General features: G+C 73.0%; 8 protein-coding genes. 7 read left to right on the top strand and 1 reads right to left on the bottom strand.

The annotated features are described in order from the left end of the window. Positions 1 to 48: 48 nt before the first annotated feature. Both ACH4S7_RS35335 and ACH4S7_RS35330 read left to right on the top strand, forming a co-directional pair. Positions 49 to 3,186 (top strand): condensation domain-containing protein, encoded by a 3,138-nt coding sequence (locus tag ACH4S7_RS35335; protein ID WP_398525513.1) that lies wholly within the window; start codon positions 49 to 51, stop codon positions 3,184 to 3,186. Next, on the top strand, positions 3,183 to 3,392 hold the full coding sequence (locus tag ACH4S7_RS35330) for an MbtH family protein (RefSeq protein ID WP_398525512.1): 210 nt from the start codon (positions 3,183 to 3,185) through the stop codon (positions 3,390 to 3,392). Before ACH4S7_RS35335 ends, ACH4S7_RS35330 begins: the two co-directional genes overlap by 4 nt. Positions 3,393 to 3,593: 201 nt before the next feature. Here ACH4S7_RS35330 and ACH4S7_RS35325 read toward each other — a convergent pair whose 3' ends face one another. Beyond that, entirely contained in the window at positions 3,594 to 4,106 is a 513-nt protein-coding gene (locus ACH4S7_RS35325) for a GNAT family N-acetyltransferase (protein WP_398525511.1), read from the bottom strand. 366 nt (positions 4,107 to 4,472) lie between these two features. Between ACH4S7_RS35325 and ACH4S7_RS35320 the strand changes: the two genes are divergently transcribed. The 5 genes from ACH4S7_RS35320 to ACH4S7_RS35300 all read left to right on the top strand — a co-directional run. Beyond that, positions 4,473 to 4,859 (top strand): phosphopantetheine-binding protein, encoded by a 387-nt coding sequence (locus ACH4S7_RS35320; protein ID WP_398525510.1) that lies wholly within the window; start codon positions 4,473 to 4,475, stop codon positions 4,857 to 4,859. A 129-nt stretch (positions 4,860 to 4,988) separates the two neighbouring features. Further along, positions 4,989 to 5,876, top strand: coding sequence for an ABC transporter ATP-binding protein (locus ACH4S7_RS35315; RefSeq protein WP_398525509.1), 888 nt, complete (start codon positions 4,989 to 4,991; stop codon positions 5,874 to 5,876). Continuing rightward, the gene (gene entS / locus ACH4S7_RS35310; protein WP_398525508.1) at positions 5,863 to 7,227 is read left to right on the top strand and encodes an enterobactin transporter EntS; all 1,365 of its coding nucleotides are present in this window, start codon (positions 5,863 to 5,865) and stop codon (positions 7,225 to 7,227) included. The genes ACH4S7_RS35315 and entS overlap by 14 nt, the downstream gene beginning before the upstream one ends. Before the next feature lie 239 nt (positions 7,228 to 7,466). Then, positions 7,467 to 8,492, top strand: coding sequence for an ABC transporter substrate-binding protein (locus ACH4S7_RS35305; RefSeq protein WP_398525507.1), 1,026 nt, complete (start codon positions 7,467 to 7,469; stop codon positions 8,490 to 8,492). Between the two features lie 157 nt (positions 8,493 to 8,649). Then, positions 8,650 to 13,908: amino acid adenylation domain-containing protein (locus tag ACH4S7_RS35300; protein ID WP_398525506.1), on the top strand; the 5,259-nt coding region annotated here is incomplete at its 3' end.

Genomic DNA, 13,908 nt, shown 5'->3' with positions numbered 1-13,908 from the left:
TGATCCGTATCGGCGGAAGCCATCGGGAACCCAGCACCGGAAGACGACATGCCAGACTCGACCCGTACGACGACCACCCGGCCGGTGGCGCTCACCGCCGCCCAGGCCCAGGTGCTCGCCGCGCAGCGCGCCGACCCCGGCAACGCCGCCTACAACGTGGGCCAGTACACCGAGCTGACCGGCCAGGTCGACCTCGATGTGCTCCAGGACGCCGTACGGCACACCCTCGGGGAGGCGCCCTGGCTGCACTTCCGGGTCCTGGACGAGGGCGGCCGGTTCCTCCAGGAGCCCGTTCCGTTCGACGCGGAGCGCTGGCGGCTGCCCCGGCTGGACACCTCCGGCGCGGACGATCCGACGGCCGCCGCCGTGGAACTCGTCCGGGAACAGCTCGCCTGCCCGCCCCGACTGGATCTGCTGCTGGCGACCGGCGACACCCCGGCCGGGCGGGCGGCTCCGTCGCTCACCGGCGCCGTGCTGGTGACGGTCGCGCCACAACGGCATCTGCTGTTCCAGTACTTCCACCACCTCGCCGTCGACGGCTACGGAGTCGCCCTCCTCACCCGCCGTATCGCCGAGGTGTACACGGCGCGGCTGCGCGGCACCCCGCTGCCCGTCTCGCCGTTCGCCCCGGTCACCGCGCTGGTCGAGGCGGAACGCGCCTACCGGGACTCCGAGCGGTACGCCGTCGACCGGGCGCACTGGGCGGCCCGGTACGCCGACGGACCCGCGGCCACCCGCTTCGTCGAGGGTTCGGCGCCGCCGTCCGACACCGCGCTGCGGCACACGGTGGTGCTGGACCGCCGGGCGACCGCCGCGATCGGTGCCGCGGCCCGGACGGCGCGCGCCACCTGGGCCGAGGCGGTGGCCGCCACGGTCGCCGTCCAACTGCGGCTGGAGACCGGCACGGATGACGCCGTCCTCGCGATGTACACGATGGCCCGGACCGCGCCCGGCACGCTGCGGGTCCCCGGGATGGCAGTGAACATACTGCCCGTACGGGTCCCGATGGGCGACGACGACACCTTCGGCGCGCTGCTGGGGCGCACCGCCCGCGAATTCGCCGGAATCCGCGCCCACCAGCGGTTCCGGGGCGAGGAGATCGCCCGCGAACTGTGGCCGGGGCGGGGAGCCACGTCGGGTCGGGGGGACGGGGATGGGTCGGGCCCGGGGTACGGATCGGATCCGGGTGCCACGGCAGGACCCGGCTCCGGGGACGGGTCGGGTCCGGGTTCCGGGGACGGGTCGGGTCCGGGTTCCGGGGGCGGGTCGGCGAGTGGCGGTCGGCTGCCGGGGCCGCTGCTCAATCTGCGGCCGTTCGACACGGAACTCGACTTCGCCGGCGTACCGGGCCATATCGTCACCCTCGCCTCCGGTCCGGTGGACGACTTCTCGATCTCCGCCGTCCGGTTCGCCGGGGGGCGGCTGCGCCTCGACTTCGACGCCAATCCGGCGCTGTACGACGAGGAGACGCTGACCCGGCACGCCCGGCGCTGCGCCGATCTGCTGCGGCGGCTGAGCGCCGCGCCCACCACCCGGCTCGCCGATATCGCCCTGCTCGACAACGCCGGTGTGATCGCCGCGATCGAGGCCGACGATGATCCGTTCGGGTCCGTGGAACGGGCCGCCGGGCACTTCGGCGAGGAGGCGGGCGGGCTGCCGCTGCTGCCGTCCGCGCACCGACTGCGGGAGTCGGGGGCTCCGGTCGAGCGGCTTCAGGATTCGGTGCTGCTCCAGGTTCCCGGCGGGCTCGGGATCCGGCCGCTGCGCCGGGCGCTGTCCCGACTCGCGTGTACCCACGCGTCGTTGCGGCTGCGGCTGCACCGGGTGCGGGGAGCGGCCGGAGCCGTGGCGGGCCCGGGGCCGGAGAGCTGGAGCCAAGAGTTCGGGAGCGCGGAGACCGGCAGCCGGGAGAGCGGGAAGCAAGAGGGCTGGAGCCAAGAGGGCTGGCGTCCGGAGGGCTGGAGCCAGGAGGTCTGGAGCCAGGAGGTGTTGCCGTCCGCCGTCGCTCCGGCCGTGGTCGATCCGGACACGCTGCGCCGGGTGGACATCGACGGGGTGGACGGTGCATCGCGGGCGCGGCTGATCGCGGCCGAGGCCCGGGCCGCCGCCCTGGCGCTGGATCCCGCCCGGGGTGTGGTGCTGCGCGCGGTCTGGTTCGACGCGGGCCCCGACGCACCCGGGCGGCTGCTGCTGACGGGACACCGGCTCGCGGTGGACGACGCCTCCTGGGCGCCGTTGATCGTGGATCTGGCCGCCCTCCACGCCACCCTGGCCGGGGGGCGGGAGCCGCCGTACGCGACCGTACGGCACGGGCTGCGGAGCCTGGCGGCCGAGCTGCTCGACCAGGCCCACGGGCGGGCACGGGCAACGGAACTCTCCTACTGGCGGGGGGTTCTCGGGACGCCGGGTCGCGCGACCACGGCACCGACACCAGGGCTGGCACCGGCACCGGAGGGGCCGGACCTGGAGTGGGAGACGGTTCTGGCGGGCGGGGCGCCCGGCCGGGGGCCCGGTCCGGCCGGGGCGGGCGCGCTCGACGGCGCGGTCCTGGGGGCCCTCGCCCTCGCGGCCGTCGACGAGCCCCGGCTGCGCGGCGACGACACCGGGCCCGGACTCCTCGTCGCGGTCGAACCGCCCCGTACGGTCGGGACGTCCGGACCCGTCGGAGGGCTGACGACCATCCATCCGGTGCGCATCGACCCCACCGGTCCCGATCCGGCCGGGGCGCGGCGGCGGGCGGCCGGAGCACTCGCCCGAGTGCCGGACGGGGGGCGGGGCCATGAGCAGCTCCGCCATCTCAACGCCCAGACCGCGCCCTTCCTCGCGGACGCGCCGCGCGCCGTCGTCCGCTACACGCGGCTCGGCGCCGATCACGACGGCCCCGAGGCTCCCGCGCCCGGTTGGGCCCGGGTGTCGCCGGACGAACGGGCGGCGCTGCGGGCGGCCCTGGCGCCGCTGGGTGTGGAACCGCCCGTGGCGGGGCCGCTGGAACTCCGGGTACGTCCCGGCGACGGGTCATCGGGCCCGGTCCTGCGCTGGCGCTGGGCCGGCGGGCTGTTCACCGATGTCGAGGCGCGGGCCCTCACCACACGTATCACCGATCTGATCACGACCGCCGGCATCGAGCACGGCGGCGAAACGGCCGGCACCACGCACGGCGGAGAGACACAGGAGACACCCTCATGACTGCGACCAACCCCTTCGAGGACGCCGACGCCCGCTACCTCGTGCTGGTCAACGACGAGAACCAGCACTCGCTGTGGCCGGCGTTCGCCGAGATCCCGGCGGGCTGGACCACGGTGCACGGCGAGGACTCCCGGGAGGGCTGCGCGGAGTACGTGGAGACCCATTGGACCGATATGCGCCCGGCGAGCCTGGTGGCGAAGGGCTGACCACCGGCTGACTCCCGCGCACGCACCAGCGGCCGGACCGGAAGAGCCTTCTTCCGGTCCGGCCGCTGGTCTGCGAGCCGTTCACCCGCGAACCGTTCACCCGCGAGGGGTGGTCACGCGGGGGGTGGTCACGCGAGGCGGAGAGTGGCGGGGGTACGGGGCGGGGGTGCCGTACGGGTCAGGACAGAGGTGGCGCCCGGGTCAGGGGCGGCGGGCCGGAATCGTGCGGGCGAGTACCCGGGAGCCGCGCCGGGGGTCGAGGGCGTTCACCCACTCCACCGGGGCGAACCGGTGCTCTACCGCGCTGAATCCGTGGCGGAGGAAGAGTTCGCCCCCGCCGCTCGTCGCCGTGAACACCGCCCGCAGCGACCGCGCCGCCGCCTCCGTCAGCGCGGCACGCAGCAGGGCCGAGCCGACGCCCCGGCCCTGACTGTGCGACGCGACACAGAAGTTGTAGAGCACACCCCCTGGGGGCCCGGGCTCCCACGCCTGGTCCCGCAGGCCGAGACAGCCGGCGAGAGTGCCGTCGTCGCTCGCCACGACGAGGAAGTCGGCGGCGTCGGCGGCGTAGAGCGCCAGTGGGCGTTCACGGAGCGCCCCTTGGTCGGCGAACGGCCGGGACAGCGCGTGGAGGGCCTGGGCGTCCTGGTCACACGCCCGCCGTACCCGGGAGTGCGCCAACGGGACGACGGGATGCGGTACGACCGTGGTCAATGGGATTCCTTCTGCTCGGTCCACGGGGTGCGACGGCGCACCGGCCGCGCGGCGGCACACGACGACGATGGCGCGAACCTGCGGGCGGCGGCGCGCGGCGGAATCGCCGATATCACCCATGGACGCCCTCAAGGACTGTCCTGCGGCAGCGCCATAATCTTAGGCAAGGCTTACCTAATCGAGACCATTTTACGACACCCTCCGAACCGACCCACCAGCAGGACCTTCAGGGGAAGTTGGCCGGTCGCGAGCGGTCGCGGGGTCGTGTCACCCGGCTTGACTTTGCTCGACCGAAAGTAGTTAGGTGAGCCTTACCTAAACTCCGCCGACGGCTCGCGGAGTTCCGTCGGGAGAGGAACAGAGACGATGGCCGAGACGGCCCATCAGGAAGCGTCCATACCGGACCCGCTCCGTACCACCGACTCACCCGGTACCTCCGACTCACTCGGTACCACCGGCACGCCCACCGCCCCGGAGGCTCCGCGCGCACCGGCGGCCCCCGGCGGCCCCGAGGCCCCCGAGGCGACCGCCTTCACCCTGGACCGGCTGACCCGCGACGTCGCCGAGATCCTCTACATCGACGCCGAGGACGTCTCCCCCGAGGAGAGCCTTATCGAACAGGGCCTGGACTCGATCCGGCTGATGACCCTGGTCGAGAACTGGCGCGCCGACGGCGCGCGGATCAGCTTCGTCGACCTCGCCGAGCGGCCCACCCTCAACGAGTGGGCCGAGCTCCTGGCCACCGGCGCCTGACGGCGCGTCACTGACCGGCCCACGGCCGGATCGACGGCCCTCCCCCACGGGGCAGCGGGCCACCCGCCCCGGACCACCGCCCATCGCGGCCGGCCGGAGGCACTTGGATCTCAACGGAGGAACACACTCATGGCTGAGCGGCTGCGGGCCGAGGGCCTGACCCTCGCCTACGACCGGCGTGTCGTGGCCGAGAAGCTCGGTATCGGCATTCCCGACGGATCGCTCACGGTGATCGTGGGCCCCAACGCCTGCGGGAAATCCACCCTGCTGCACGCGCTGGCCCGGATCATCAAGCCGCAGGAGGGCGCGGTCCTGCTGGACGGACGGCCCATCGCCGCCATGTCCCCCAAGTCGCTCGCCCAGCACCTGGGACTGCTCCCCCAGTCCCCGACCACGCCCGACGGCATCACCGTCGCGGACCTGGTGGCGCGCGGCCGGTTCCCGTACCAGAAGCTACTGCGCCAGTGGTCGGCCGACGACGATGCGGCCGTGGTCTCGGCGATGCGCGCGACCGGCGTGACCGAACTCGCCCATCGGCTCGTGGACGAACTCTCCGGTGGCCAGCGCCAGCGCGTCTGGCTCGCGATGGCACTCGCCCAGGAGACCCCGATCCTGCTGCTGGACGAGCCCACCACCTTCCTGGACATCGCCCACCAGGTCGATGTCCTCGACCTCTGCGCCGAACTGCGCGAGGAGCGCCAGCGGACCGTGGTCGCCGTGCTGCACGACCTCAACCACGCCTGCCGCTACGCCACCCATCTGATCGCCATGCGCGACGGCGAGGTGGTCGCCCAGGGTGCCCCGGGCGACATCGTCACCGCCGAACTGGTCGAAGAGGTCTTCGGGCTGCGCTGCCGGATCATCACCGACCCCGAGACGGACACCCCGCTGGTGCTTCCGCTGGCCCGCCGGTCCCGTACCGCCGAGGAGCCGGCACCGGCCCCCTCTCTCACGAAGGACCGGGCGGACGCCGCCATGGACCAGGCCGCGACAGGAGCACCCCGTGTCAGCGCGTGACCTTCTCATCGACATCGAGCCCCTGCGCACCAGCAAGGACTTCCGGTCCATCTTCATCGCGAGGGTGGTCTCCCTCTTCGGTCTCGGCATGGCGACCGTCGCCCTCTCCGCCCAGGTGTACGACCTGACGCGGTCCACGTTCCAGGTCGCCATCGTCAGCATGATCATGAGCGTCACGGTGCTGCTCGGCTCGCTGTGGGGCGGCGTGATGGCCGACCGGATGGACCGGCGCCGGATCATCGTCTGCGCGCGGGCCGCCGCCGCCCTCGCCTTCGCGGGGCTCGCCGCCAACGCCTTCACCTCCGATCCCCAGCTCTGGGCCATCTACCTCTGCGTCGCCTGGGACGGTATCGCCACCGGTGTCAGCGTCACCGCGCTGATGGCGGTCGCGCCCACCCTGGTGCGGCCCGACCAACTGCCCGCCGCCGGCGCCCTGATCTCGCTGACCGGCGAGATCGGCTCCATCGCCGCCCCCTTCCTGGGTGGTGTGCTGCTCGCCCTCTGGGGGCCGGGGCCCGTCTTCGCCTTCGCGGCCGTCACCACCGCCGTCACCACCCTGCTGATCTCCCGCATCCGGGCGCTGCCCCCCGTACCCGACGACGACGAGGAGGAGGGCGAGGAGGACAGCGGATCGCTGCTGGTCGCGTTCAAGTACGCCTGGCACAACAAGGTCGTGGGCGGACTGCTGACCCTCGGCAGTGTCACCGCGCTGTTCACCATGCCGGTCGTGCTCTTCCCTGAGATGGTCGACAAGCACTTCGGCGGCAGCGATGTGACCCTGGGGCTGCTCTACACCGCCCCCGCGGTCGGCGCGGTCATCATGTCCGCCACCAGCGGCTGGCTCAACCGGGCCGCCCGGCCCGGCAAGGTGCTGCTGGCGGCGGCCTTCATCGGCGGACTCGCGACCATCGGCTTCGGGCTCAGCGGCCATATCGTCGCCGCCTTCGCCTTCCTGGCGATCGCGGGCGCCGCGGGCACGGTCTACGAGATCCTTGAGTACGCCCTCGTCCAGCACAACACGCCCGACCGGCTGCGCGGCCGGATGGTCAGCGTCATCACCACCCAGGACACCACCGGCGACATCGTCGGAGACGTCGAGGCGGCGCTGGTGGCGAAGTGGTTCAGCCCGGCCGGAGCCGCCGTGTTCAACGGCGTCGTCTGCGCGGTGGCCGCCCTCGTGATCGCGGTCGCGGTACCCGGACTGCGCCGGGCGACGCTCCCCCAGGACACCGATGACGACACCGACACCGATGACGACTCCACGAGCGAGGGCTTCCCCGGCGACGCCGACGGCCCGGCCGCAGCCCCCCGCTCCGACGACGGCCTCACCATCAGCACCGCGAAGGCATAGGGCGCCACCACCGCGAAGGCACCGGGAATCACCGCGAAAGCGCAGGACATCAGCACCGCGAAGGCGCGGGGATCAGCACCGCGAAAGCGCAGGACATCAGCACCGCGAAGGCTCAGGGCTCCCGTGCCGCGAAGTCCCGAGCCGACCGCACCGGCGCGGTCCCGGACCACCCCAATCACCTCGCTCCGGCGAGAGAACCCCGCCCCGCCCGGGACGGGACCACGAAAGGCAGAACCCCCATGTTCCGAACCCGTGCGCACGCGACGCCCGCCGCGCGTACTCCGGGCAGCAGCCGCCCCCGTCTGCGCAGAGCCGCCGCCGGCATCGTCGCCGCGGTCGCCGTCGCCCTCACGGCGTCCTGCTCCACCACCACGGACAGCGACTCCACCTCGGCCAAGGCCAAGGACGGCAAGCCCGCCACCCGCACGGTGCAGTCGACCGACGGCCCGGTGAAGATACCCACCGAGCCGAAGCGGATCATCGGACTCTCCTACGCCTCCGCGTGGATGCTCGACGCCGGTGTGCCGATGGTGGGTGTCACCGACATCGACGAGGGCGCCCTCTCGGCCGACCAGAAGGCCGCCGTCAAGAAGATGACGATCGTCGGCGAGGGCAATGAGCTGAACTTCGAGAAGATCGCCTCGCTCAACCCCGATCTCATCGTCATCTCCTCGCCGAAGCACGTCCCCTTCAACATCGGCAAGCTGAAGCCGATCGCGCCCGTCCTCTCCTTCGCCATCGGCCAGCCGGCCGAACTGCTGCCCGCCTCGCTGAAGGTGCTCGACGCCGCCGGCGCGGCCGACAAGGGCGCGGAGTTCAAGAAGGAGTACGACGACCGGATCGCCAAGATCAAGAGCGGCTACGCCGACAAGCTCGCCAAGACCGACTTCGCGATCGTCAACTCCGGCGAGGCCGGCAAGTTCTCGGTCTACACCGAGACGTCGTGGCTCGGTGTCGTCGCCCGTGACATCGGCGCCCGGTTCGCCCCCGTCGCGGGGGCCCCGAAGGGTGAGTTCTCGTACGACCTGTCCTTCGAGCAGATCGGCAAGCTCAAGGACGCCGACGTCATCCTGGTGGACGGCGACGGCAAGGGCGGCGCTCCCGTGGCCGAGACCAAGTCCCTGATCGCGCAGAAGAACTGGTCGACGCTCCCGGCCGCGAAGAACAAGCAGGTCCACCCGGTGCCCGGCTTCTTCGTCAGCCGCTACCCCGAGGGCGTCAAGATCCTCGACCAGTTCGAGCAGATCCTGAAGTCCCTCCCGTAGTCCCCCCACGGGGTCCGTCGACCCCCCGCCCGGGTGCCGCCCCGCCGGCCGGCACCCGGGCCCTCCTCCCCCTCCCCAGTGGCGCACCCCGCACCCGCGCGCCGATCCCCCGCCGATCAGTCGTGTCCGACGTGTCAGATCCCTGGAGCAAGATCCCATGACCGAGCGTGCTTCCCAGCGGCTTCCCCTCACCGGGGCCCAGACCGGTGTCTGGTACGGCCAGCGGCTCGACCCCACCTCCCCGGTCTACAACGTCGGCCAGTACGTCGAGATCGACGGCCCGGTCGACCTGGAACTGCTGGAACGCGCGGTGCGGTTGACGGTCGCCGAGACCGAGGCGCTGACCGTACGGTTCGAGGAGGACGCGGACGGCGAGCCGCGGCAGCTCGTCGGAGCCGGAACCGGGACGCCGGAGGCCGGGGCTGAGACCGGGACCTTCGGAACGGAGGCCGGAACCGGGACCTTCGGGACCGGGTTCGAGGTCGTGGACCACCGCGGCGCCCCCAATCCCTACGCGACGGCCACCGCGTGGATGCGGGCCGATATGGACCGCCCGGCCGACCCCGCCTCGGAACCCCTCTACGCCTTCTCCCTCCACCTCGTCGGCGACCGCCGCACGCTCTGGTACCAGCGCGCCCACCACATCGCGCTCGACGCCTACAGCTTCTCCCTCGTCTCCCGCCGCGCCGCCGAGATCTACACCGCCCTCGTCTGCGGTGACGAACCCGCGCCCAGCCCCTTCGGCTCGCTCGACGCCGTCGTCACGGAAGAGGCGGCCTACCGCGACTCCGAGCGGTACGCCGAGGACCGCGCCTACTGGCTCGCCCGACTGGCCGACCGTCCCGAGCCGGAGCCGCTGAGCGGGGCCTCCTTCCCCGCGTCGCACGCCTTCCTGCGCGACGGCGCCACCCTCTCCACCGAGGCCACCACCGGACTCCTCGCGCTCGCCCGCGCCGCCCGCGCCAGTTGGGCCGACGTGGTGACCGCCGCGTTCGCCGCGTATCTGCACCGGTCCACCGGCAGCCGTGACGTCCTGCTGTCGCTGCCCGCCATGGCCCGGCTGGGCTCAGCCGCGCTGAAGGTCCCCTCGATGGTCGTCAACGTGCTCCCGCTGCGGGTCTCCGTACGCCCGGACGCGCCGCTGGCCGAGCTGGTCGCCGATGTCGCCGGCCATGTCCGCGAACTGCGCCGGCACCAGCGCTACCGCGCCGAGGACATCCGCCGCGACCTCGGGCTCGTCGGCCGCGAACAGGGGCTGCTCGGCCCCATGGTCAATGTGAAGGCGTTCGACAACGCCCTCGACTTCGCCGGCGCCCCCGGCACCGTCCACAATGTCGCGGCCGGCCCGGTCGACGACATCACCCTCGGTCTCCACCACGACGCCGCGGCCGGACGGATCCGCTTCGAGTTCGACGGCAACCCGCGGGCGTACGACGCGGAGACGCTGGCGGCCCGCTGCGCCGAATTCGCCCGGTTCCTCACCGAGGCGGCGGCCGTCGCGCCGGGGACCCCGGTCGGCCGGATCGAACTGATCTCCCCGGAGACCCGCCGGACGGTGGTACGGGAGTGGAACGCCACCGCTCACGACATCACGGACCGTACCGTCGTGGACGCCTTCGCCGAGCGGGTACGGGAGTACGGGCACCTCCCGGCCGTCGTCGCCGGGGACACCACCCTCACCTACGCGGAACTCGACGCGCGCGCCAACCGGCTCGCCCGGCTGCTCCGCGACCGGGGTGTCGGCCCGGAGGGATTCGTCGGCCTCGCCCTGCCGCGCTCCGCCGAACTCCTCGTCGCCGTCCTCGCCGTGCTCAAGGCGGGCGGCGCCTACCTCCCGCTCGACCTGGACTACCCGGCCGACCGGCTGGCGTTCATGGTCGACGACGCCCGTCCGGTGTGCACGCTCACCACACTGGACGCGGCGGCCGGCGCACCGGAGGCGCGCGGGGTGGAGACCGTCGTGCTCGACGCGCCCGACACCCTGGCCGCGCTCGCCGACCTCTCCCCCGAGCCGCCCGCCGTGCCGATCGACGGCGCCCACCCGGCGTACGTCATCCACACCTCGGGCTCGACCGGCCGCCCCAAGGGCGTCGTCGTCCCGCACTCGGCACTCGACAACTTCCTACGGATGCAGGCCGAGGAACTGGCGCTGACGGCCGGCGACCGGCTGATCGCCGTCACCACCATCTCCTTCGACATCGCGGCCCTGGAGATCTACACCCCGCTGATCAGCGGCGCCACGGTGGTGCTCGCCGACCGCGACACGGTACGGGACCCGGCCGCGCTCGCCACGCTGGTGGACACCGAGCGGCCGGCCGTCATGCAGGCCACGCCCTCGCTGTGGCACGCCCTCCTGGCGGACGGCCGGCCGGAGACGCTCGACACCGTACGGGTGCTCGTCGGCGGTGAGGCGCTCCCCGCCGATCTCGCCGAGCGCCTGGCGCGGGCCGCCCGCTCCGTGACCAATGTGTACGGGCCGACCGAGGTCACCATCTGGGCGACCTCCACCACCCTCGCGGCCGACCACACCGGCACCCCGGACATCGGCACCCCGTTCTGGAACACCCAGGCGTATGTGCTCGACGGCGCGCTCCGTCCGGCGCCGATCGGCCGGCCCGGCGAGCTGTACCTCGCCGGGGCACAGCTCGCCCGGGGCTATCTCGGCCGGTACGCGCTGACGTCGGAACGCTTCGTCGCCGACCCGTACGGCGCGCCGGGGGCGCGGATGTACCGCACCGGCGACCTGGTGCGCCACCGTCCGGACGGGCACATCGACTTCATCGGCCGCGCCGACGACCAAGTGAAGGTCCGGGGCTTCCGGATCGAGCTGGGTGAGATCGAGAGCGCGCTGGCGGCGTCCGGCGCGGTGGGACGTGCGGTGGTCATCGTCCGCGAGGACCACCCGGGCACACAGCATCTGGTCGGCTATGTCACACCGTCGTCCCAGCAGGCCCCGGCACGGCCGGGCGAGCCGGGCGGGGAAACGGACAGCGCGCCGGGCGCGGAATCGGACGCGGTCACCGGAACATCTGCCGCCGCTCTCGACCCGGCCGAGCTGCGGTGGCTCGCCGCCGAGCGGCTGCCCGAGTACATGGTGCCGTCCGCCGTCGTCGTCCTCGACGCCTTCCCGCTCACCGCCAACGGCAAGATCGACCGCCGGGCGCTGCCCGCTCCCGACCTCGACGGCCTGACCACCGGCGGAGCGCGGGCGCCGCGCGGCGCCCGCGAGGAGATCCTCGGAGGTGTCTTCGCCGATGTGCTCGGACTCGCGAACGTGGGACCCGACGACGACTTCTTCTCCCTCGGCGGCCATTCGCTGCTCGCCGCCCGGGTGATCGCCCGCGTCCGGACCGCCCTCGGCACCGACTGCACCATCCGCGATGTGTTCGAGGCCCGTACGGTGGCCGCGCTCGCCGCCCGGCTCGGTGACCGCGCGACCGCCGACCGGCCCGCGCTCACCGCCGGCGGCCGGCCGGAGCGGCTCCCCCTCTCGTACGCACAGCGGCGCCTGTGGTTCCTGGACCAGATGGAGGGCCCCAGCGCCACCTACAACATCCCGTTCGTGGCCCGGTTCGACGCGGCCCTCGACACGGACGCGCTCGACGCGGCGCTGGGCGATGTCGTCGCCCGGCACGAGGCCCTGCGCACGGTCTTCGGCGAGCACGACGGCGAACCCTTCCAGCGGGTCCTCGGGCCGGACGAGGCAGCGGTACGGCTCCGCGTCCTGGAGGCGCCCGTGGCGCGCTTCGAAGAGGTGGCCGAGGCCGCCCTCAGCCACCTCTTCGATCTCGCGGCCGAACCCCCGCTGCGGGTGACCGTGGTGCGGGACCCGGCGACGGGCGCGCACGCCCTGGTGGTGCTGTTGCACCACATCGCGAGCGATGAGTGGTCCATGGGGCCGTTCCTGCACGGTCTGGAGCAGGCGTACGCGGCCAGATCCGATGGCCGGGCACCGGAGTTCGCCCCGCTGCCCGTCCAGTACGCGGACTACGCCCTCTGGCAGCGCGCACTCCTCGCCCTCTCCGCCGACACCCTCGCCGACCCCCTCGCCGACACCGGAGGCGCTGCGACCGCCTCCCTCGCCGCCCGGCAGGCGGCGCACTGGCGGACCGCGCTCGCCGGGCTCCCGGAGGAACTGCCGCTGCCCGCCGACCGGCCGCGCCCGGCAGTGGCGAGCAACGCCGGTGGCATGGTCCACCGGGAGCTGCCGGCCGAACTCGCGGCGGGGGTGCGGCGGCTGGCCCGGGAGAGCGGCGCCAGCGTCTTCATGGTGGTGCACGCGGCGGTCGCGGCCCTGCTGCACCGGCTCGGCGCGGGCGACGACATCCCGCTGGGCAGCCCGGTCGCCGGCCGTGCGGACAGTGCCCTGGACGAGCTGGTCGGGTTCTTCGTGAACACGGTGGTGCTCCGGGCGGACCTGTCGGGCGATCCGACCTTCGCGGAGCTGCTGGACCGGGTCCGGTCGACCGATCTGGCGGCGCTGGACCACACCGATCTGCCGTTCGACGCGGTGGTGGAGGCGGTGAACCCGGAACGCTCCCTCACCCGGCACCCGCTCTTCCAGACGATGGTCTCGCACAGCACGGTGACCCAGGACATCCGCACGCTCTTCGGCCTGCCCTCCGTCGTGGACCGGGTGGATCCGGGTGTCACCAAGTTCGATCTCGACTTCACGTTCTCCGACACGGCGCACAGTGATGATCTCGATCTGGAGGTGTTCTACGCCTCCGATCTGTTCGACCGTGGGACGGTGGAGCGGCTGGCCGGGCGGTTGATCCGGCTGTTGGAGCAGGCCGTCGCCGACCCTCAGCGGCCCATCGCCGACCTGGAACTCCGCGACGCCGACGAACGCGCACTCCTCGCCGAGTGGAACGACACCGACCGACAGATCCCTCCGGCCACGGTCATGGAGATCCTCGCCGCCCAGGTCACCGCCACCCCCGACGCCACCGCCGTCATCGCCGGAGACACCCGACTCACCTTCGCCGAACTCGACCAGCGCGCCAACCGTGTAGCCCGACTCCTCACCGAACACGGCGTCCGACCTGACAGTGTCGTCGCCCTCGCCGTGCCCCGCTCCGCGGACTCCGTCGTCGCCACCTTCGCCGTACTCAAGGCCGGCGCCGCCTACCTCCCCCTCGACCTCGACCACCCCGCCGACCGCCTCACCCACATGCTCACCGACGCCGCACCCATCTGCGTCATCACGGCTCCGGGGACACCCGAGCTGCCTGGTGTGGCCCGACTCGTGCTCGATCCGGCGGACGATCTGGCGCGGTGGTCAGGCGACCCCGTCGACATCGCCGGGGTGGGCCCTGACCACGCGGCCTATGTGATCTATACGTCGGGGTCGACCGGACGGCCGAAGGGTGTCGTCCTCCACCACGGCGGACTCACCAACCTCTACCGCGACCAC

The organism is Streptomyces sp. NPDC020965 (assembly GCF_044333555.1).
Lineage (GTDB): Bacteria > Actinomycetota > Actinomycetes > Streptomycetales > Streptomycetaceae > Streptomyces.
Note: the sequence above shows the minus strand (reverse complement) of the source record. Positions and strands in the feature narration are given on the sequence as shown.